This is a genomic window from Pirellulales bacterium, from assembly GCA_036267355.1.
Taxonomy (GTDB): Bacteria; Planctomycetota; Planctomycetia; order Pirellulales; family DATAWG01; genus DATAWG01.
The window spans coordinates 20,230-41,819 of the sequence record DATAWG010000055.1 but is presented as its reverse complement, the minus strand read 5'-3'; the positions used below and the strand labels follow the sequence as shown (position 1 = coordinate 41,819).

General features: G+C 61.6%; 13 protein-coding genes. 8 read left to right on the top strand and 5 right to left on the bottom strand.

Annotation, left to right across the window (positions count from 1 at the left end):
- The first annotated feature begins 125 nt into the window (after positions 1-125).
- Together VHX65_08905 and VHX65_08900 are read left to right on the top strand one after the other, a co-directional pair.
- Positions 126-1,127, top strand: coding sequence for a bifunctional oligoribonuclease/PAP phosphatase NrnA (locus tag VHX65_08905; protein HEX3998652.1), 1,002 nt, complete (start codon positions 126-128; stop codon positions 1,125-1,127).
- A 313-nt stretch (positions 1,128-1,440) separates the two neighbouring features.
- Positions 1,441-2,136: a hypothetical protein gene (locus VHX65_08900; GenBank protein ID HEX3998651.1), complete on the top strand. Its 696-nt coding sequence runs from the start codon at positions 1,441-1,443 to the stop codon at positions 2,134-2,136.
- 120 nt (positions 2,137-2,256) lie between these two features.
- On the opposite strand, the gene VHX65_08895 is transcribed toward VHX65_08900, so the two are convergent.
- Complete coding sequence (locus VHX65_08895; protein ID HEX3998650.1) at positions 2,257-2,481, bottom strand: hypothetical protein; 225 nt, start codon at positions 2,479-2,481, stop codon at positions 2,257-2,259.
- A gap of 273 nt (positions 2,482-2,754) precedes the next feature.
- Between VHX65_08895 and VHX65_08890 the strand changes: the two genes are divergently transcribed.
- Complete coding sequence (locus VHX65_08890; protein ID HEX3998649.1) at positions 2,755-3,099, top strand: TraR/DksA C4-type zinc finger protein; 345 nt, start codon at positions 2,755-2,757, stop codon at positions 3,097-3,099.
- Positions 3,100-3,180: 81 nt separating this feature from the next.
- Here the strand turns inward: VHX65_08890 and VHX65_08885 are convergent, their stop codons facing one another.
- Together VHX65_08885 and carB are read right to left on the bottom strand one after the other, a co-directional pair.
- Positions 3,181-5,106 carry a hypothetical protein gene (locus VHX65_08885; GenBank protein HEX3998648.1) on the bottom strand — a complete coding sequence of 642 codons (1,926 nt, stop codon included), beginning with the start codon at positions 5,104-5,106 and terminating at the stop codon, positions 3,181-3,183.
- A gap of 302 nt (positions 5,107-5,408) precedes the next feature.
- Complete coding sequence (gene carB / locus VHX65_08880) at positions 5,409-8,699, bottom strand: carbamoyl-phosphate synthase large subunit (protein ID HEX3998647.1); 3,291 nt, start codon at positions 8,697-8,699, stop codon at positions 5,409-5,411.
- Positions 8,700-9,218: 519 nt separating this feature from the next.
- Between carB and argH the strand changes: the two genes are divergently transcribed.
- The 3 genes from argH (at position 9,219) to VHX65_08865 (ending at position 14,443) form a co-directional block, all read left to right on the top strand.
- Positions 9,219-10,610, top strand: coding sequence for an argininosuccinate lyase (gene argH / locus VHX65_08875; protein HEX3998646.1), 1,392 nt, complete (start codon positions 9,219-9,221; stop codon positions 10,608-10,610).
- A gap of 280 nt (positions 10,611-10,890) precedes the next feature.
- A complete protein-coding gene (locus VHX65_08870) occupies positions 10,891-13,167 on the top strand; it encodes a HEAT repeat domain-containing protein (GenBank protein HEX3998645.1) in 2,277 nt (758 codons plus the stop codon).
- A gap of 199 nt (positions 13,168-13,366) precedes the next feature.
- The gene (locus VHX65_08865; GenBank protein ID HEX3998644.1) at positions 13,367-14,443 is read left to right on the top strand and encodes a sigma-54 dependent transcriptional regulator; all 1,077 of its coding nucleotides are present in this window, start codon (positions 13,367-13,369) and stop codon (positions 14,441-14,443) included.
- Positions 14,444-14,973: 530 nt separating this feature from the next.
- Here the strand turns inward: VHX65_08865 and VHX65_08860 are convergent.
- Positions 14,974-18,084 (bottom strand): VWA domain-containing protein, encoded by a 3,111-nt coding sequence (locus tag VHX65_08860; protein HEX3998643.1) that lies wholly within the window; start codon positions 18,082-18,084, stop codon positions 14,974-14,976.
- A 271-nt stretch (positions 18,085-18,355) separates the two neighbouring features.
- The gene (locus VHX65_08855; GenBank protein HEX3998642.1) at positions 18,356-19,351 is read right to left on the bottom strand and encodes a hypothetical protein; all 996 of its coding nucleotides are present in this window, start codon (positions 19,349-19,351) and stop codon (positions 18,356-18,358) included.
- A 695-nt stretch (positions 19,352-20,046) separates the two neighbouring features.
- On the opposite strand from VHX65_08855, the gene VHX65_08850 reads away from it, so the two are divergent.
- Positions 20,047-20,802, top strand: coding sequence for a substrate-binding domain-containing protein (locus tag VHX65_08850; protein ID HEX3998641.1), 756 nt, complete (start codon positions 20,047-20,049; stop codon positions 20,800-20,802).
- Positions 20,803-20,957: 155 nt separating this feature from the next.
- Positions 20,958-21,506, top strand: coding sequence for a YqgE/AlgH family protein (locus tag VHX65_08845; protein HEX3998640.1), 549 nt, complete (start codon positions 20,958-20,960; stop codon positions 21,504-21,506).
- The last annotated feature ends 84 nt before the right edge of the window (positions 21,507-21,590 follow it).

Here is a 21,590-nt window from a genome sequence, read left to right as displayed (position 1 = left end):
CGGCTAGCGCCTTGCCGCTAACACCCGAGCGGTCGTCGTTAGCGGCAAGGCGCTAGCCGCCGGTGCGGGCCGCTGAGTTGCGTTCCCAACCTGCCAATCCCTTCCCACCTATTGATTTGCCCCCCATGCCTATCGACTGGCCTCGCTTTGTTGAGATTGTGCGCCGCCACCAGCGGTTCGTTTTGACCAGTCACATCCGCCCCGATTGCGATGCGCTGGGCAGCGAATTGGGAATGGCCGGCGTGCTCGGGGCGATCGGAAAGGATGTGCGCATCGTCAACGGGCAATCGACGCCGCCGAACCTGCTCTTCATCGATCCGACGGGGCGCCTGGAAGCAATCGGCGTCGACGTGCAGCCGGCCGAACTTGCCGACCGGGATGTGCTGATCGTGCTCGACACAAGCGCGTGGACTCAGCTCGGGCCGATGGCCGAAGTGGTCCGCAGCACCCGCGCGAAGAAGATCGTGCTCGATCATCATGTCAGCAGCGACGATCTCGGCGCCGAGATGTTCAAAGACACGGAAGCGGAGGCGACCGGCCGGCTCGTGCTGCAAGCGGCCGATCAACTGGGCGTCGCGATCACGCCGGAAATCGCGATGCCGTTGTTCGCCGCGATCTCGACCGACACCGGTTGGTTTCGTTTCAACTCGACCACCGGCGACACGATGCGCGCCGCAGGCCGATTGCTCGACGCCGGCGCCAAGCCGGGCGAAGTGTATCGCTCGCTCTACGAGCAAGACACTTTGGCACGCCTGCATTTGATCGGGCTGGCGCTGGCCCGAGCGCGAATGGAAATGAACGGCCGAGCGATTCACACCGCGATTCTGCAGGAAGATTTTCGCACCACCGGCGCGGTCGCCAGCGATACCGAAGACATCGTCAATATGACGCTCCAGGTTGGCGGCGTGGAAGTGGCGTTGATGCTGGTCGAACTGGCGAGCGGCGGGGTAAAAGTCAGCTTCCGCAGCCGAAACCCCGCGATCGATTGCAGCACGCTGGCAGAAAAATTCCAAGGAGGCGGACACAAAGCGGCCGCCGGGGCAACGCTCTTCCAGCCAATGCCGATTGCCCAAGCCCAAGTGCTCGAAGCCGTCCGGGCGGCGATGACATACGCGGCAGTGAAATAAGCCTCGAGCGAAAAATAACTTCGGTTTTCAGACTCCTCACTCTGCCCGCTCCCGCAAAGGGAGAGGGGTCGAATCCTAAGCAGAAGCGACATAATTCGGCCGCAAATCCTGCGGATTCGCTACAGAATGCCGTTGGCGGTGGCCGATACCTTAGAAGACCGGCGACAGTTTGCGCGCCGCGAGGGCTATGGTATGGGGCAGTCGCATGTGGTGTAAAAGCTGCCGACGAGATGTGCCAGCACTGGCTGCGGGGGGCCGCCGAGCCCGATGCCCGCAATGTGGCGGCCCAGTGCGGCAGCCCGAGCCCGTCGCCGTGACCGTTCACACCGCGGGATTGGAAGTCGGCAGTGAATCGGATCTTGATTCCAATGAACCGGGCCGCTCGTTTGAGCCCGACAGCGATTTCGACGATTGGGCGCTCGACTTCGAATTGCAACGGCTGCAACGCTTGGTGGCTGCTGGAATCGCCGGCTCGCCGGTGCCGGAATCGAGTGGGCCGGTTTCTGTAGCAGGGCCATTTTCTTGGCAAACGGCCGGAGCCACCGCACCTGGCGGCGCCGCTCATGGAGCGGTCGACGCTGCACCGCCTTCCGCACCGCGGCGAAAGCGGGCCTCGATTGCCGTATGGGCACTATTGTGTGGGGGCACGATGGCGTTCGTCTGCGGCGCGGTCCTATTGGCCTGGTCGCTGATTGCCGGACGGAACGAACTTTGGACACTCGGAATGCCGGCCTGCCTTGCCGGACAACTGGGTCTACTGCTCGGTGTGGTGTTCCAACTCACCCGGATGTGGGACGAAAACCGCCAGACCGCGAATCAATTTGCCACCGTCGACGAACGACTTGCCGAATTGAAGCATGCCGCTGCAATGCTCAGCACTGGCAACGGAACTCCGGCCCAATCCTTTTACGCCCACATGGCCGGGGGAGCGAGCCCTCAAATTCTGTTGGCCGATCTCAAAAGCCAACTCGATCTGCTGACGACACAGATGGCCACAACCCGGCGGTAGAACGCCAGTCGTTCGCGGCGCCATGCCACTGGCGGCCAATGCCACTGGCAAGAGAAGTCTGCCAGTGTAGCGCCCTGCGGTAGTTCTTCACTGGCAGACTTCGCTTGCCAGCGCCACACCTCAGGGAGTTGTCGGAGTGTTGCTGGTCTTCTGCTCGACTTTTTGCGCCCCTTGGTGAAGGTCTTCTTTTGCTTTCTCGACGCCATGCTCCGCCTCTTTGCGGAGTTCGTGCGTGTCGTGCTTGATCTGGCCCTGATTGATAATGATACCGAACCAGCCGCGGAAAAAGCCAATCACAAGCAGCACAGCTACGACGAACACCAAGAACGCGAACAGTCGACGCATACCCATTCCCTTTCATGGCCTTGCTGATGGCTTGAAGAACCGACAGGCTGGTTGCGAACAGTGCAGACGGCATACCATCCCTTGCCGCACGCCAAGTCGTCCTGCATCGGTGAGCGGCAAACGAATTTTTTTGGCGCCTACACAGTATATCAAGTGGGGGGCATGAAACCGAATGCCACTGCCGTGGTGCTGTAAATTCGGATTCGCAACCGATCGGCACGATTCGTGCTGAAGAATCGGTTTCCACCAATCAACTTCCTTGGAGAAGCCACGATGAAAGCGGCCGAACTGGAACAGCGCAAGAAACAATTGCTCGCGCTACGTGACCGCCTGACGGGCACGCTGCGCCACGTCGAACAGGCGGCGCTCGAAGATGTTCAAAAAGGGGGCGAAATCTCCGGCTATCACACGCATTTGGCCGACGCCGACGAGGAAGGCCTCGATAAGGAAATCGCCATCGCCGCAAACGAGGAAGGGATTCTCGAAATGGTCGAAGACGCCCTGCAGCGAATCGAAGAAGGCACCTATGGCACCTGCGAGGAGTGCGGCCAGCCGATCCCAACGGAACGCCTCGAAGCGATTCCCTACACGCCGCACTGCGTGCAGTGTGCTCAATAAGGCTGAAGCCTACAGGCTTGAGGACGTGACGCGTCCGGCATGCTCTCGTATCTCAAGCCTGTCGCCTTCAGCCTCAAGCCTTCATTCCGGCAAAGTCGATTGGTGCGACCACCAGCGGAGCACCGCTCCCCGATCGTTGGCCGACGAAAAGCGATAGTTTTGCAGATGAAGCCGGCTGAGCGGCTCCGACTCGACTTCTTGCAGTCCGAAATCCTGCAGCCTTTGGCCGTGCCGCGTGAGCAGCGCCGCGGCAGCCATCGCGCCCACGTCGCCCGCGTTGCCCGTGTCCAATCGCTCGGTGCGTTGCACGCGTTGCGCAAGCCATGCGTCTTCGCCATGCCAAGGGTCGCGCTCGGCAATTGCGAACGCGGCCACCCAGGCCAATCGAAACGGTCGCGATTCGTCGGGCTCCATGATGCGATGGCCGTCGATCGCTTCCGTCAGCCCGCCGATCGCTTCGTGGGTGCCATGTACGGCCAGCCAAAGACACAGCAGACCATGCCGGCTCGGCGAACCGAACGAACCTAAATAATCGTCGCGCGGACCGTCGCCGACCGCTTGAAAATAGGGCCCCGCAAAGCGTGAAACCGCACCGGCATCCAACAGATCCAAGAGCGCCAGATCGTCGTCGTCCAGCGGCTGATGCTTTTCGAGCATGTGATTCAGCGTTCGCGTGCTGACTTGGACAAGGCGCACGGTATCGGTCTCATTCTCCACCAAGAACTCATAAGCCAGCCGGCGCTGGGTGGTCGGCAGATTCACGAGTTGAAAAAACGCGCCCGGCTGACGCGGATGCAGAAACGCGATCCCCACCGGATAATCGCCCGGCGAAAGCGAATTGCCGCTCACGCAATGGGCCACATGATCGTCGCAATGATCGAAGTGGCTCGGAAACTGCGCCCCCGGCGGCATGCTCGGCACTCCGACGAGCAGATGTTGGATCGCCTGGTTCGTGTGGTTGTCCCAATACTCGGCCACCATCGCCGGCCGGCTCCAATCATCGAGTTCGCGCAACCGGCTCGCCGCGGAAGAATCCAACCGTGGATCGGCCAACCGGGCCTCGAGGGCCCGCACCACGGCCGGGGCCGTGTCAGGCCTCACCAAAAGATCCAACAGCTCGCGCATCGCCGTTTCCTCGTCGAGCGAATGGCCGTCTTGCTCCGCTCTGGTCGGGTTTTCCACCATCTCGATCCAACCGGCAATTTGCTTCTCCGGCACGGGGGCAAAATTCCAACCGGCCGAATCGCTCAACAGCCACGCGCCATGGATTTTCGTCCACAAGGGGTCCAACTGTTGGCGGCTCGACGGCGAAAGGTTCGGATCCGACAATCGTGTCTTGACGCTTTCCACCAGCGAACAAATCATCGCCGGATTGCGGGCGAGCCATTTCAGCCGTTCCCCCGCGCCTGAGCGCACGGCGAACGAGTCGTCGTCGAGCAGTTCCAACAAGTGATCGATCTCGCTAGACGGCAAAGTCGGCGGCGCGGCGGCAGCGGCGGGCAAATGACGCATCAATTCGGCCAATTGCGTGCGCACTTCGAACGACGTCCGTTCGTCGCACAATAGGCGTTGAAACTGATCGGCAAGCCCTGGCGCGTATTCCGCCTCGCGGCCGAGCCGCTCCAATTCCTGGGCAGCCGCCTGCCGGACATCGAACGAAGAATCGTCCAACTGCCGAATCAATTGCGGCGCCGCCGCCGGAATAGGCGATGCGGAATGGACCTCTGCAGCCCCGGCAGATTTGCGGACCAAGGCCGCAGCCATGTCGGCGACCGAACTACCGGCCGCCGTCGCTTCGGCAGATTGTGAAGCGGAGACTGCCGCGGAGCCGGCGTTCGTGGCGGCGGTGCCGGCGGTGGCCGCGGAACCGACCCGCAGGACTGGCTCGGTGGCCTGAAGCTTGGTCGGCTCGGCGGCCTGGAGGCTGGGCGATGGCACGGCAACGGTCGCCGCAACCAACCCCAAAGCCAGCAATCCGCATAGGCCGCGCATGATCGTTTGGTCCAAGACCAAGATCGGGGGCCGATCGGACTCCCTGCTCGGCAACACCCCCGACAATCATACGCATCACCCCCGCCAATCCCAAGATCAATTTTCCCCTGCAATCGGCAACCCAGAGATCGGGGGCCGCGGATCAGAGAAAAGCGCGGCGGTTCGTGTGGCACCGGCTAGTGTTTCGTGTGCCACGGGCAAGCGCAGTCTGCCAGTGGGGTGGCTCGCGAGCGCGTTGCCCAGCGGCAGTTCATCACTGGCAGAATGCGATTGCCAGTGCACGCTGACCACGCACGCCAGTAGCATGCATCACCGATTCATCGCCGAATGGCGGTCGCGATGCCCAGCGAGGGCTCGGTGTGGGGAAAGCGGTCTTGAAGCGCTTGCACCGTCATTTCCTCTTCGCGCAGGGCTTCCATCGCCTTGACGCATGCGTCGGCCGCCGGAAGGGTGGTGATGCAGGGCACGCCATGCGTCACCGACGCCGCCCGAATCCGGCCTTCGTCGGTCCGCGCTCCTTTGCCGCGCGGCGTGTTCATGATCAATTGCACGCGGCCGTCGATCAGATGGTCGATCAGGTTCGGATGCCCCTCCTGCAATTTCTTGACGTGCTCGACCGGAATCCCGGTCGCTTCGATCACGCGCGCAGTGCCTTCGGTGGCCAGCAATTGGAAGCCCATCGCCGCCAAACGCTTCGCCAGCCCGATCATGTGTTCCTTGGCCGAGGGCGACGCGACGCTGATGAAAATTCGCCCCTCTTTGGGCAACAGAATGCCAGCCGCCAATTGGCTCTTGGCAAACGCGATCGAAAACCGCTCGCTCACGCCCATCACTTCGCCCGTCGAGCGCATCTCCGGCCCGAGCACGATGTCGACGCCGGCGAATTTCGAGAACGGAAACACGCTTTCCTTCACCGACACGAACGCCGGAATCGGATCGGAATGATACCCCTGCTCGGCCAGCGACACGCCCGCCATGACCTTCGTCGCCACGCGAGCCACGGGCATGCCCGTCGCTTTGGCCACGAACGGCACGGTGCGGCTCGCACGTGGGTTCACCTCGAGCACATACAGCACCTGCTTGCCGTCTTCTTTCTTGATGGCATATTGCACGTTCATCAAGCCGACGACGCGGAGGTGGCGCGCCATCGCCACTGTGGCTTCGCGAATTTCGGCCAAGATCGGCCCGGCAAGGCTGTAGGGCGGGATCGCGCAGGCCGAATCGCCCGAGTGAACTCCCGCTTCTTCGATGTGTTCCATGATGCCGGCCACGAGCACCTGCTGGCCGTCGCAAATCGCATCGACGTCGACTTCGATCGCCTCTTCGAGAAACCGATCGATGAGCACCGGCTGGCCTTGAGCGACGACAAACGCCTCGGCGACGAACCGCTCGAGTTGCGATTGGTCGTAGCAAATCTCCATTGCCCGGCCGCCGAGCACGAAACTGGGCCGCACCAAGTTCGGATAGCCGATTTTCGTGGCTTGGGCCCTCGCTTCGGTCATCGTGCGAGCGATGCCGTTGGCCGGTTGCCGCAGCCCGAGCCGCTGCAACAGGCGTTGGAATTTTTCGCGGTCTTCGGCGTCTTCGATCGTGTCGACGCTGGTGCCGATGATCGGCACTCCGGCCGTGGCCAGCGCTCGCGAGAGATTGAGCGGCGTTTGTCCGCCGAGCTGCACGATGACGCCGTCGGGCTGCACGCGGTCGCAGATATTCAACACGTCTTCGGTGGTCAGCGGCTCGAAGAAGAGCAGGTCGCTGGTGTCGTAGTCGGTGCTGACGGTTTCGGGATTGCTGTTGACCATGATCGATTCGATGCCCAGTTCACGCAGCGCGAAGCTGGCGTGGCAACAGCAATAGTCGAACTCGATGCCTTGCCCGATGCGATTCGGGCCGCCGCCGAGAATCATGATTCGCCGGCCGCCGCGGGGCTTGGGGGGCGTCTCGTCTTCGTCTTCGTAGGTGGAATAGTAGTACGGCGTGTAGGCCTCGAATTCGGCGGCGCACGTGTCGACGGATTTGAACGTGGCCACGATGCCGAGGCTCTTGCGGAGCGCGCGCACGTCCATTTCCGAGCAGTTCCAGATCGTCGACAGTTGCCGATCGGAAAAGCCGAACCGCTTGGCTCGCCGCAACAGTTCCTCGCTCGCATGGGCCGGCTCGTCGCAAGCCCGCAGTTCGTCTTCGACGGCCACGATTTGGGCGATTTCATCGAGAAACCAGGGATCGATTTGCGTCAGGCCGTGAATCTCCTCGACCGTCATGCCGGCTTTCATTGCGTAGCGAATGAACCACGGGCGCTCGGCATTCGGTATGGCCAACTTCGCGCGGATTTCGTCGATCGTCGGTTGCTGCGGGGTGTACCAAAGATCTTTGCCGTCGCAGCCCAATCCGAAGCTGCCGACTTCCAACCCGCGCAGCGCTTTTTGAAACGATTCCTTGAAGGTCCGCCCGATGGCCATCGTCTCGCCGACGCTTTTCATTTGCGTGGTAAGCCGCGAATCGGCCTCGGGAAACTTTTCGAACGCGAAGCGGGGGATCTTCGTCACCACATAATCGATCGTCGGCTCGAAGCAAGCCATCGTTTCGCGGGTGATGTCGTTGGGCAGTTCGTGCAGCCGATAACCGACGGCCAATTTCGCGGCAATTTTGGCAATCGGGAAACCCGTCGCCTTCGACGCCAGCGCACTCGAACGGCTGACGCGGGGATTCATTTCGATCACGATCATCCGCCCGGTTTTCGGGTTGATCGCGAATTGAATATTCGACCCGCCCGTCTCGACGCCAATCTCGCGGATCACGGCCAGTGAAGCGTCGCGCATCCGCTGGTATTCCTTGTCGCTGAGCGTTTGGGCCGGCGCGACCGTGATCGAGTCGCCCGTGTGAACGCCCATCGGGTCGAAATTCTCGATCGAGCAGATGATGACGCAATTGTCGTCGGCGTCGCGCATCACCTCCATTTCATATTCTTTCCAACCGGCGATCGATTGCTCGATGAGCACTTCGCTGATCGGCGAAGCGTCGAGGCCGCGCGACACCACAGTGTCAAATTCTTCGCGATTGTAGGCGACATTCGACCCGCTGCCGCCCATCGTGAAGCCGGGCCGGATAACGCACGGCAGCCCGATCTCCTTGAGCACTTGCCGCGCGGCCGCCAGGCTGTGCACCGTCCGCCCCTTGCACGTCTCAAGGCTGATCTTTTCCATCGCCTGTTTGAACAGCTCGCGTTCTTCCGCTTTGGCAATCACATCGGCCCGGGCCCCGATCATCTCGACGCCATATTTCTCGAGCACGCCGTTGCGGGCCAGTTCCATCGCCAGATTCAATCCGGTCTGGCCGCCGAGAGTAGGCAGTAGAGCGTCGGGCCGCTCGGCTTCGATCACCCGCGCCACCGCCTCCCAAGTGAGCGGTTCGATATATGTCCGGTCGGCCATGCCGGGGTCGGTCATGATCGTGGCGGGATTCGAGTTGACCAGCACTACTTCGAAGCCCTCTTCGCGCAGGGCCTTGCACGCTTGCGTGCCCGAATAATCGAACTCGCACGCCTGGCCGATAACGATCGGTCCGGAGCCGATGAGGAGAATTTTGTGGAGGTCGGTACGCCGCGGCACGTTGGGTTCCTTCGTTCGGTCGGGTGGAGAGCGCGTGGCAATGCTGCTTGCATCGGCCGGCTGGATGATGGCCCGATCGAAAATGCCAATTTATCGCGCGTGCTGTCTAAAATCTCCCGAGGGTACCATGGCCGACGGCGCGGCTTCAAGGGTCTAGCACACCCCCGAGGAGGCAATCCATGAATTTCGAGATTCAATCCGCCGTTTCATTGTCGGGAGGCAGGACAGTTCGGCCGGCGACGCGATCGTTGACGAACGCCTTCGGATTCGGCTGCAAATGCCACATAAATAAACACTTGTGCCGTCCTGCGACACCGCGCAAGCCGCGGCGCTCACCGCCCACCGGAACGAAACGGACAACGTGCGTGGGCAAACGCTCGCCGTGGCGTTCTGTTCTCCCGCGTTCGCGCGTTCAATAGACCGCCGCCGAAGATTGACGGAGCGGCGAAGCCCGTTTAAAGTAAAGGCTGTCAGCCAAATAAGTTCCGATCAAATTCAACACCCTTATCGAGCGCGATTGTGGCGGCAAAAGCCTGGGGTGGCGTATTCAACGAAGCGACGGATCGCCGCGTCGAGCAGTTCACCGAAAGCATCAGCTTCGATCGTCGCCTCTATGCCCACGACATCCGGGGCTCGGTGGCCCACGCCCAAATGCTTGCACGCGTCGGGCTCTTGACCGCAGACGAGTGCCGTCAGATTGAGCAGGCAATGCAACGGATCAGCCAAGAAATTGAGCAGGGCCTCTTCGAGTTCTCAACTGAGCATGAAGACATTCACCTGCACATTGAACGGGCTTTGATTGCCCGGCTCGGCGACACGGGTCGAAAAATCCATACGGCGCGCAGCCGAAACGATCAGGTGGCCACCGATCTACGGCTTTGGCAGCGCGACGCCATTGGCGAGATCGATCGCCGCATCGTGGCCTTGCAGCAGGCGTTCGTCGGCCGCGCGGATCGCGACCATGATTGCATCCTCCCCGGCTACACCCACATGCAGCGCGCCCAACCCGTGCTCGCGCCGCACTATTGGTTAGCCTATTGCGAGCGATTCGGGCGAGATCGCGGACGCCTGGCGGATTGCTTCGCTCGGACGAATGTTTTGCCGCTCGGCTCGGCGGCGCTGGCCGGCACATCGCTGCCGATCGATCGCGAATTCGTCGCTCGGCAACTCGGATTCGATGCGATCGCCGCAAACAGTCTCGATGCGACGAGCGATCGGGATTTTGTGATCGAGTTTGTCTTCGCACTTTCGCTGATCGCATTGCACCTCAGCGGCTGGGCCGAAGAGTGGATCTTGTGGTGCACGAGCGAATTCAATTTCTTGAAATTGCCGCAGGCGTTTTGCACCGGTTCGTCGATCATGCCGCAAAAGGTCAACCCGGATGTGCTGGAGTTGATCCGCGGCAAGACGGCGCGCGTGGTCGGCGATTTGCAAGCCCTGCTGATGCTGGTCAAGGGTTTGCCGCTGGCTTACAACCGCGACATGCAGGAAGACAAGCCGCGGCTTTTCGACGCGTTCGACACCGTGTCGGCCTGTTTGGAGTTAGCCGCCCCGCTGGTGACCGGTGCGGAACTGAACCGGGCGGCGATTCGGGAACGCCTCGATCGCGGACACCTCGACGCCACGACACTGATGGAAGAACTGATCCGCCGCGGCACCCCGCAGCGGACGGCCCACGAATGGGTCGGCCGACTTGTGCGAAAAGCCCTCGACCGAGGAACGACCCTGGCGGAATTGCCCGCCACCGAATTCCGGGAAATCGATCCCTCGCTCGACGGCAGCCTGCGCGACGTGCTCGGCGTCGACCGCGCGATCGCCCGCTTCCAAAGCTACGGCTCGACCGCGCCCGCGGAGGTGGCGAAGCAAGTGCAGATGTGGAAAGAAAAACTGACGGAAAACGCGGACGGATGATGGCAAGAGACCATTGAGTTAAAGGATGCAGCGCTGGGTACATCGAACGAAACGTTTTCCATTTCAAACACGGGAGAAGGTGAGCTAGCCTCGTTCACGAGGCTGAGCAAAAATACGCGAAGCGGCGCCGCGGATGCCAAAGCGCCGACACAACACAGACGAAAACGAAATATTCCGACGCCGTTACACAACGGTAGCCGAACGCACAATTCCCCCTCGCTCACTCACAACACCCTGACTCACTGATACACGACGTAATCCTTCCACCGACGAACGCAACATGACCTACTCGCGCTTCGAAAAATCCGTGCTGCTGTCCGCCGCCGCGGCGATCGCTCTCATTTTTGCCTTTGTCCGACCGGGCAACGCTCAGGATCAGGCTGCCCCGAAGGCGGCTCCGGCAAAGGCCCCTGTAAAAGCTGCCTCGCCTCAACCGGCCCCACCGCCGTCCGTCGCCCTGCCTGGGCCGACCGATACGGCCGTGCAAACGATTCTCGACGCCAAGCCCACGACGCCGGTCGAATTGATGCAAGCCGCCGTGTCGATTTTGCAACTCGGCCGCCCAGACAGGGCAAAGCCATTGCTGCAACAAATCGTCGCCGCCAAGCCCAACCCCGCCGCCGCGGCCGAATTGATCCATCGCTTTGGCAGCGCCACGTTTTTGCAATTGGCCACGAACCCGAGTTTGCAGCCCGAAGGTTTGATCCTGGCCCGGCAAGTGTTGGGGGCCGCCGCCGCCGCGCGGCGCGATCCGGCCCGATTGGCGTCGGCAGTGAAGCAACTCGGCGCGAAATCGGCCGACGCGCAAAGCGAAGCTTTGGCGACGTTGCACGACGGCGGCGGCTATTCCGTGCCCCCGCTGCTCGCGGCAATCGGCGACCCAGCCCAGGCCTCGATCCATGCATTGGCAGAAGGTGCGATCATCGGCTTGGGCACCGATGCGATTCCCCCGCTAGTGGCAGCCCTCGCCGACAAAGATCCGCGGCGGGTCGCCGAGGCGATCGCGTTGCTGGCCGCGATCGGCGACAAGCAGTCGGCCCTGTATCTTTTGGCCCCGCAATTCGCGCCTGATAGTCCGCCGGATGTGCGCCGCGCCGCCGCTCAAGCCCTCGAACAACTGCTGGGCACCACTGGGAACGAATCCGATGCCATTGCGCTATTGGCGCGCGAAGCCCGCTCGGTTCTTGAAGGCGAAAAGGTGCTTCCGCCGGACGATGGGAGCAATGTCGCGATCTGGAGTTTCGATCCGGCGACGCACCAATTCACGGTCGCCAGTTATCCGCCGACCCGTGCGGCATCGTTCGTCGCGGCGCGGTTGTCGCGCGAGCTGATGCGGCTTGAGCCCGATGCGCTCGAGGCGCGGCGGCTGTATCTCGTCAGCCTATTGGATTCGGCGGTATATCGCGTCGGGCTGGATGCCCCGCTGCCGACCGGCCCTGGCTCGGAATATGCCCGGGCGGCGAAATTCGGCACCGCTGCGATTAGCGATGCGCTCGCTCAGGCCTTGGCGATCGGCCACACCGCGGCTGCGCGGGGGGCTGCGCGCGTGTTGCAAGGCATCGGCAGCGCGGGCATTTTGACTCGCGACGGCCCGACGCCGTGCCCATTGGTCGATGCGCTGCGAAGCAACGAGCGGCGGCTCCGTTTTGCCGCGGCTGCGGCGGTGATGAGCTTCAAGCCGACGGCGCCTTTCGCCGGCTCGAGTTACGTCACCGATGCCGCGGCCGATGTGGCGACCTCGGCCGGCCATCGACGGGCAGTGATCGGCTTTCCCACAACCGGCGTCGCACAGCAGCTTGCCGGGCTTGCAGCCGCGTCTGGCTACGATCCGCAGACGGCCAACAATGGTTTCGGCGTTTTCGCTGCCGCCACGCAATCGGCCGACACCGAAATCGTGTTCATCAGCGGGCGGATCGCGCGGCCGGATGCGTTCGATCTCATTCAGCAACTTCGCGGCGACTTTCGCACGGCGGATTTGCCGGTGTGCGTGATGGGCGAATTGGCCGACTACACGATCCAATCCAAGAAATTCGCGACCGAGCCGAAAGTGTTTGTCGTCTATCGGCCGGAAAAGCCGGCGGAGATGGCAGCCGCGGTTGCCAAGGGAGTGCAACTATCGGGCGAGCATCTCATTCCGCCGCCGCTACGGCTCCAGGAAGCGGCGATCGCACTCGATTGGCTTGCGGAGATGGCCACTTCGCCGCCGGAAGTGTTCGACGTGCGGCGGTATGAAGGCGTCATCGAGCATGGACTGTACCATCCGCTCTTGGCCCCGCATGCGGCAGTGGCGATGGGTAGGCTCGGAACGCATTCGTCGCAAGCGGCGCTCGTGGATCTGGCAAGCCTTGCCGTTCAACCGCTCGAAGTGCGGCAAGCGGCAGCAGCGGCATTTGCCGAAAGCGTAAAACACTTCGGCCTGCGATTGGCGCCGTCGGAAGTGGTCCGGCAATACAATCGCTACAACGCAAGCGCACAGCTCGACAAAGCGACGCAACAATTGCTCGGCGAAATTTTGGACACGATCGAAGCGCCCACGAAACAAGGCAAACACTCGTAACGTAGCAGGCACATTCCATGGGCCGTCAGTGAACCAAAAGACACACTAACCCGAAACGTTAGCGAGGGATGCGAAACGAACCGACGCATCCTCGCTAACGCTTCGGGCTAGTATGGTCGCAACAAATATCAAACCGCAAAATACGGCAGACGGCACACGGAGTGTTCCTGCTACTCTAAGCAACCCCACTCATCGATTCATGTCCTCGCCGCTGCGACCATTCGATCCGCTCTCGCCTAGCCCGCCGATCAAAGGGATCATCGGTTCCGGTCCGGCGATGCAAGAGGTATATCGGATTACGCATCAAGTGGCCCGGTCGAATGCCAGCGTGCTGTTGCTCGGCGAGACGGGCACGGGCAAGGAACTCATCGCCAAGGCCATCCACCAGCTGAGCAATCGATCGGGCGGGCCATTCGTTCGCGTCAATTGCGGAGCGCTGAGCGAAAGTTTGCTCGAGAGCGAGCTGTTCGGCCATGTGCGCGGCTCGTTCACGGGGGCGGTGGCCAATCGCACCGGACGGTTCGAAGCCGCCCACACCGGCACGATCTTTCTCGACGAAATCAACTCCACCACGCCCAAGCTGCAAGTGAAGCTGCTGCGCGTGTTGCAAGAGCGCGAGTTCGAGCGCGTCGGCGATACGCAAACGATCCGCGTCGACACCCGGCTCATCGCCGCCAGCAATCGCGATTTGCTTGAGGAAATCGAGAAGGAGAATTTCCGCGAGGACCTTTACTACCGGCTCAATGTCGTGCCGATCCATCTGCCGCCGCTGCGGATGCGGCCGGAAGACATTCCCGAGCTGGTCAGCCATTTTCTTAACGTCTACAACGAGGAAAACGATCGCTACGTCGTGCATATCGATCGCAAGGCGCTGCAGGCCTTGCAAGAATATCATTGGCCCGGCAATGTGCGCGAATTGCAGAACTACGTCGAGCGGTCCGTCGTGATGGCGACCGGGGATGAGCTGGTGTGCGATCTCTTGCCGCCGGCCGTGCTGGGAGAAAAGCGCCCGCGCAGCGGCCGCCTGCGGGCGGCGGATATGGAAACGCTGACCTACGAACTGGTGCAACAGGGCCTCGCCACCGCCGGCCCGCAGGAGGACGCGTTGCACACGAAGATCGTCAACCGCGTCGAGCGAGAACTGATCGCCCAAGTGTTGGCGGCGTGCGACAACGTGCAAACCAAAGCTGCCAGCCGCCTCGGCATCAACCGCAACACGCTGCACAAAAAGCTAAAGGAATACGGCCTGGAAGGCAGCGAAGCTGAAACGGCGTAAGGGAGGTGCCATGCCCACGGCTTTGCGTGGGCATGTTTCGGCGAAGTGGCTCGCCGCTTCAGATGTTTGGGCAACGTAGTGAGACAACGACATACGAGTGTGCTGCACTCGATTCAGCCTCGTTCACGAGGCTTCCCGCGAAGCGGTCCTAGGCCCGCCGGTTTACGGCGGGTTAACAGGGTCAGGATCACCTCATGAGCCCCGTTTTACGGGGCTTCTCGGTGTAGAGGCTTTAGCCGGTGGAGGGCATGCACGCTAACGATGAAACAGCGAGAAGCCCTGTGAACGGGGCTGGGGCAAAGCCATGTTGGTCCATCCAATAGAACGCGTGTGAACTGGATGCAACCAACGGCCTCTCGGAAATTGGACGATCGATCTCAATCCGCCACTACCGGATCCCATGCCTGCGGCTTTGCGTGCGCACAGTTTGGTCAATGTAGCTCACCACTCCACAAGCCCGCTCAGAGCAGTGAGCACGGCACACCGCACGATTTAGGCGGACTGCTGGCGTCGCGGGGCGTCAGCAGCCGTCAATTCGAGGGCGCGGAATCGGGCGGGCCATCGGAGTCTTTCGGTCCTCGATCGCGAATTTGAGCCAGGGCCTTCTTTTTTGCCGCCAACAGCCGGCCGGTATACGTGTTTGCATCCGGCCGCTCGCCATCGATTCGCGGCGCTGCCGGCTTGCCGGCTTGCGATCCAGCAGCCGGTTCAAGTGGCCGATCGGCCTCGGGCGATGGACTTAAATCCGGCACGCTCGGCGCTTCGAATCGGGCCGCGATCCGACGTTGATCGAGCGAATCGGCCACGACTTGCTTGGTATTGCGCAAGCGGAGCATGGCGGGCGTCGAGACCGATTGCGCCGGCCGGCGACGAAACTTTTGCACCGCCGCCATGACCAGCGGGCTAATCCACGAAACATCCACTCGCACCCGGCGAACAAAAACGTCGGCCAGGAACAGCAACGCCGCCGCCAACGCGGCCAGATGCCACGCGGGGAAGACATGCGTCGCCTTCGGCAAGTCGTGACGAAACGTGTTGAAATCGAGCCATTTCTTGATCTCAGCGGCAGCCTCTGCCTCTGCCGACCGGGTGTCGGGCGAAAAATCGTCGGAGGATGGGCTGTCTTGAACCAGCATACCCGGCTTTCCGCCCGGCGGCGTCAAACTCGCCAACTCGCGGAACATTTCTTCATTGGGTTCGCGATCCAAATACTCGGCCGAGTAGGGAACATCGACGCCGCTCAAAATCGGCGGGTTGCCCGGCCCGGGCGACACCATCAGCATGTAGCTGCCGGCCTGCTTGGCGTCGAACTCGCCGAGATACCGTCCGGGGGCGATTTGTCGGATCGTTGTCTCGAGCGGCTGCATGTCGGGGCCGATCACTCGGGCGGACATATTGAGGAAATTGAGAAAATCGTTGTCTCGGTCGAGGGCGGTGACGATGAGCCGCACCCGGCCGTCTTGGAGATCGGTGGTGAGCGTGAATTTTCCGCGATCGCCGTTGGGCCGCATCGACCAGCGCACGACTTGGCTGAAGAATTTCTCGTAGCCTGGCCAATCGGTCCAAGCGGTGGCCCAGCGCTGGCCGGCATCGCTCGTGAAGGCGACCGCCTTGCCCAGGCCGTAGTTCCAACTGGCGAGCAGCGTATTGTATTTCGCGTCGGTTTCGGGCGCGGAATTGACGAGCGCCTGCTCCACCAGCGGGCTGTCTTTCAGCCGAGTTCGCACGTAACCGGTGAGCGGTGGAAATGCGTCGCCAAGGCCGCGAATCATTTCGTGTGGGAAATTCACGCGCGGCGAAAAACCCGGCTTGTGCTCGTAGACAAGCGGCCGGGCCACGACGCGTGCTTCATCTTGAAAAATGCGAGGCAGAATGCGCGGGCTTTTCGCCGCGTAGAAATGCCCGCCCCCGATTCGCGCCAGTTCATCGAGCAGCTTGAGATCGGCATCGGGGCCGACGCCGACGGTGGATACCGTAATGCCTTCCTTGCGCAACTGTTGGATCAACTCCGGATAGTTGGTTCCCTCGGTCAGGCCATCGGTGAGGATTACGATATGCCGGGTCGCCGCGTCATCGACGCGCATGAGCTGATCGTGGACCATCAAGATGCCGGGCCGCATGTTGGTGCCGCCATCGGCGTCGATCCCGTTGATCCGCGATCTGATCGAGCGCGACGCCCCTTTCTTGACGATCGGGACGATCAGGTGCGGCTCGAAATCGAACGTCGCCACGGTGATATAGTCGGTGTCGGCCAGCACTTCGCTGGCAGCGATTGCCGCCGTTTTGGCCATCGTCAGCTTTTCGCCGGTCATCGAACCCGAACGATCGATCAACAGGGCCAGTGCCCCGACCGGCATCACCTTGGCGTTCTTGATTTGAAAATCGACCGGCATCGCGGATTCGATCGCGGTGTTGGCCCACCCGCCGGCGCCGAAGCTGTTCGGGCCGCCCAGCATCACCAGGCCGGCGCCCAATTGCTCGGTGTTTCCGGCGAGCATTTTCAGCTGCTCTTCGGTGAAATCGTCGCGCGAGACATTGGCCAGCACCACCGTATCGTAGGGCTGTAGATCGGCGAGCGACGCGAACGTTTCGCGCGACGATTGCAGCGTCACTCGAAGATTCTCGTGGCGCAAACGGTCGGCCAAGAAATCGAGGTGGCCCCGGTCGTTCGGGTCTTCGATCACGAGCACTTCGCCTTGCCCACGGACATCGGTGAATGCGGTGGCGCGCTTGTTCTGCGTAATGGGGTCGAGCGCGGCATCGTCCGGGATGAACTCGGCTTGGTAGGTGTAGAAGTCGGGTGCCTCGACTTGTTCGCGACGCACGAAAACCCGTTTCCCCGCCGCGACCGTGATTGGCTCGTCTGCCAAGACGCGCTCTTCGTCGCGCGTCTTGCGGGTAATCTTGAGCCGGCCGGTTCGCGGTTTCTCGTCGGCTCCGGCCGGCGTCGTGTTGTTTAGCACGATCCGCAGGTCGAAGGGCTGCCCGCGGCGGACATCCGGCGGCACCGCGATCTTCTCGACCAACACCTGGTTCCGCCGCCGGTAGCGGATCGGCACCACGTCGATTCCGACGCCGGATGCCGACAACGCTCGGGCCTGCTCGAGCGTGTCGCCGAGATTGGCATTGCCATCCGTCAGCACGACGATGCGGCGCGCCGTGTCGCCGGGAAATGCCGCTTGCGCCAGACGAATCGCTGCCGCGATGTTGGTGTGCTCGCGGTCGACGCGGGTTTCCTGATCGTAGGCGAGCGAAATATCGTCGGCACTGGGAGGATATGCGACCGCCGCATCGCCCCCGAAGACGATTGCCCCCGCCAGATCGCGTCGAGAATCGCCGCGGTGCATGGCAATTTCTTGCCGCGCATATTCCGCCATCACCGGTTGAAGCTGCTCCGGAATGCTCAGCGAACGGTCGAAAAGAAAGATCACTGTCAGTCGATCGCCGGTCTGCTTCCACTGCAAATCGGCGATCGCGAAGATCACCAGCACCAGAACCAACGACCGGCCGGCAATCGCAACGACTCGCCGCACAGGGCCAAGCGCCGCCAGGCTTCGATAGCTGAACAAGCACACGAGCGGCACTGCACCGAGCAGCACCAGCCAGCCGGGAGCGTCAAACTCGAACGGAATCCCGACCATCGGCGGCTCGATTGAAAGACGTCCCCTGGTGCCCGTGAGATCATGATATACGAGAGCATGCCTTTCGTGCAGCGTACGGCGGATTTGAGTCGCGGCAGCGCCATTCGCGAAAAAGATTTCGATTGCGATCGGCAGCGGAGCCGTAGCGCAGCCGCGCTGGAACGGCGCCCCATGGGGCGTTGGGCCGACGGATTGCCAGGACCGGAACGTCACGATTTCTAGGCCGTTGCGGCCGAAGACGCCGTGACCGACGGCCGTGCGAACCACGAGCCTAGAAATTCTTGATGTAGGTTAGCCGGTAGATTTCGTCCCAGGGATGATAGTCGGAAACTGGAAGGTCCACACCAAGCAGGATCCAGTTGCCGGATCCCATCTTGATGCATTCAAGCTGTCCCAAATTGAATCGGACGCCCGGCGTGATGCTCACAATGGTCCGCCCGTCGTGGCTCCCATCAAGATCGGTTTGGGCGAAGGTTTCCGCGAACATGGTCAGCGCTCCAAAGAGCGGCGTGTCGGCGGCGGTAATTGTTTTGGCGACGGTCACGTCGTACTGCACGTCGCTTGTTTTCGTGCCGGCGGCGGCCGGTCCCGTGTAGCTATCGAACAAGCAGCTGTAATACAGGCCGACGCGGTTCAAGTTGAACCAGTAGGCAAGGTCTTCAAAACCGGCGATTCCGTAGCTGAGCGTCGTCTGGGTGACACCGACTTCGGGGTTAGCCGACTGTGCTTTGACATTGAGCGAATAGGAAGACGATTCGGTGTCGACCAATTGAAATCGGCCTGCGATGCCCGGTAATCCACCACCTTCTCTCGTGCCGGTTCGCGGATCGATCCACTCGTAGGCATCGGTGACCGAGATCATGAATCGGCGATTGAAACTCCAGGCGATCAAATCGTCGACATCCGTCAGATTCTTGATCTTCGGACTATTGATGTTCTCTTCTCCGAACGCGTTTACGCGGAATTCGCGTTCCATGAAATTCGTCTGAACGCGAAGCAATGCGAAGTCGGGTGTTCCGGTCTCTCGTTCCCGCTTGGCCCACGCGTCATCCCAGCCGGCCGAAAAGAAATTCCAAAGCGTAAGATCTTCAAGACAATCTTGCCGCGGACAGCAGTAATTCCCGGCGAGCGACGGTGCGGCGATTTCCATCGGATCAGGCGGGACGCTTGGCGGCGTGGCTTCATCGGCGTAAGCGGCGGTCGTCGCGCAAGCGAGCGCGACAACCGCGACGAGCGTCCAAAGAAATGAGGCTTTGATATTCAACATCGCAAGTTTCCTGAAGGTGGACCCGGCCGGGGGGCTGTCCGACTTTCCGAACCGTTGTATCTACTCTGTCCGGCAGCACGCTGAAGCGTGAACTCCAACTGCCGGAGTTCATGCTTCAACGTGCTGCGTTTCGCGGGCCATGAATTTTGCTACCCCCGAGCATTCTCATAAAACTGGGCAAACTTTAACGGCCCGATCGAGCAGGCCATCCCGCACGCCTGACATGATTCTGACAGTGGTTGCTATAGTAATGTCGGCCACCATCGGCATTTTTATTACGCTGTGCGAGTTGCGCGACAACGATATCTTTTAGCTCGGATCATCGTTGGCGATTGGCCTCGGGGTTGTGGGCCGACTTTGTCGAGGAACAATTCATGGCCGACGAACGAAACGTTCGAAATCGAGTACGGGCCCGGCGGCTCGCGCGCGGCTGGTCTCAAGAGGAGTTGGCGGCGCAGGCTGGCATTTCGCGAACCGGAATCAGCGCCATTGAAACCGGAAGACTGGTGCCTTCCGCGGTGGCCGTGCTCTCGCTGGCCCGCGCATTCGAGTGTCAGGTTGAAGAACTTTTCTCATTGGGCACCCTGGGCTCGGATGGTGGAAACTGGGCGTGGTCACCGAGAGGAGAACCGTGCCGTTGGTGGCATGCCAGCGTCGCCGGGCGGACGCTCGTTTATCCAAGCGAGACGACGTGCATGCCTCGACCGCACGACGGCGTGTTCCACGATGGGCTGTTCGAGCGCCGCAGCAATGTCGCCCCGTCCGAAGTGTTGGTCATTGCCTCTTGCGATCCGGCCTTATGCATTCTGATCAGCGAATATGAGCGACAGAGTGGTTTTCACGCGATCGCGTTGCAACGCAGCAGCGGCGAAGCGCTGTCGCTGCTGGCACGAGGGTTGATTCACGTCGCCGGCGTGCATTTGGAAGAGCGTGGCCACGACGGCTGCAATTCCGCCGCCGCGGCTCGTGCTTTGGACGATTCGTTTTGCCTTCTTCGGACCGCGTTCTGGCAAGAGGGGCTGGCCGTTGCCCCGAGCCGGCGAGTCGGGTCCGTGCAGCAAGCGATCGAAGGCCGGCTGAATTGGGTCGGCCGCGAACCGGGCTCCGCCGCCGGAGAGCTCTTGGCTAAATTGCTCGGCAACCGCGCGGCGAAGCACATCGCACGCAGTCATCGCGGGGTCGCCGAGGCCGTGTGTGGCGGCTGGGCCGACGTGGGAATTTGCGTGCGCCTCGTGAGCGACGACGCGGGGCTCGATTTCCTAGCGGTTCGCGAGGAAGCCTATGATTTGTGTTTCACGTCCGCGGCAAGCGTCGATCCTCGTCTTCGTGCCTTGGTGCAAACGGTGCGTTCCCCCGAATATCGCCGCTTGATCGAAGACCTGCCAGGCTACGATGTTTCAGAGATTGGCGCGCTGGCAACGGCCGGCCAACGGCAGCCACGCCAAATATAAAAAGTTCAGCGGCGGCACGCGTTAATCTCTTGCGGATCGGCAGCGGCGGTCGGTTGTGAGCGGCGATCGGCCGTAAGCGGCGGTCGCTCCTCCTCGCATCCGCCGGCTTTACAATCGCGAGGCGCGGGCGTTTAATAATGGTGGAGCAAGACGTTATGTCGCTGGATGGGCAATTTCTGGTCGCCTCGCGAGAATTGTTGGAACCGAATTTTGCGCGCTCGGTGGTGCTCATCATTCGGCATTCCGATGAAGGGGCGATGGGGCTGGTGCTCAATCGGCCGACGAAGACGAGCGTGTCCGAAGCGTGGAAACAGGTGAGCGAAGCCCCTTGCCCGAGCACGGGACTGATCCATCTTGGCGGGCCATGCCGCGGGCCGCTGATGGCCATCCATCGCGACCCCGCGCTCGGCGAAATCGAGCTCGTGCCGGGCGTTTATTTTTGTTCCGACCCGGAAAATCTCGAAAAGCTGATCTCGAAAGGGGAAGACCCGGCGCGGTTCTTCATCGGCTTCGCCGGCTGGGGGCCGGGGCAACTGGAATCGGAAATGCGCGAAGATTCGTGGCTCATCACCCCCGCCACGGCCGAGCAAATCTTCGAAGGCCCCTACGACATCTGGGCGCAACTGACGCGGCAAATCTACGGCCTGAAAATGCTCTCGGCCCTGCGGATCAAAAACGTGCCCGCCGATCCATCGTTGAATTGACCGGCCCGGGGTGTCATCATTGCTGGGGCCGGCAGGCGGATTCATCGCCGCCCGTATGGGCGCCCGCGACGAATTCATGCAACC

Coding starts and splice junctions, on each gene's coding strand:
- VHX65_08850 (HEX3998641.1), top strand. CDS start 20,047: ATGCCTCGACCGCACGACGGCGTGTTCCACGATGGGCTGTTCGAGCGC.
- VHX65_08845 (HEX3998640.1), top strand. CDS start 20,958: ATGTCGCTGGATGGGCAATTTCTGGTCGCCTCGCGAGAATTGTTGGAA.
- VHX65_08905 (HEX3998652.1), top strand. CDS start 126: ATGCCTATCGACTGGCCTCGCTTTGTTGAGATTGTGCGCCGCCACCAG.
- VHX65_08895 (HEX3998650.1), bottom strand. CDS start 2,481: ATGCGTCGACTGTTCGCGTTCTTGGTGTTCGTCGTAGCTGTGCTGCTT.
- VHX65_08870 (HEX3998645.1), top strand. CDS start 10,891: ATGACCTACTCGCGCTTCGAAAAATCCGTGCTGCTGTCCGCCGCCGCG.
- VHX65_08890 (HEX3998649.1), top strand. CDS start 2,755: ATGAAAGCGGCCGAACTGGAACAGCGCAAGAAACAATTGCTCGCGCTA.
- VHX65_08865 (HEX3998644.1), top strand. CDS start 13,367: ATGTCCTCGCCGCTGCGACCATTCGATCCGCTCTCGCCTAGCCCGCCG.
- VHX65_08860 (HEX3998643.1), bottom strand. CDS start 18,084: ATGGTCGGGATTCCGTTCGAGTTTGACGCTCCCGGCTGGCTGGTGCTG.
- VHX65_08855 (HEX3998642.1), bottom strand. CDS start 19,351: ATGTTGAATATCAAAGCCTCATTTCTTTGGACGCTCGTCGCGGTTGTC.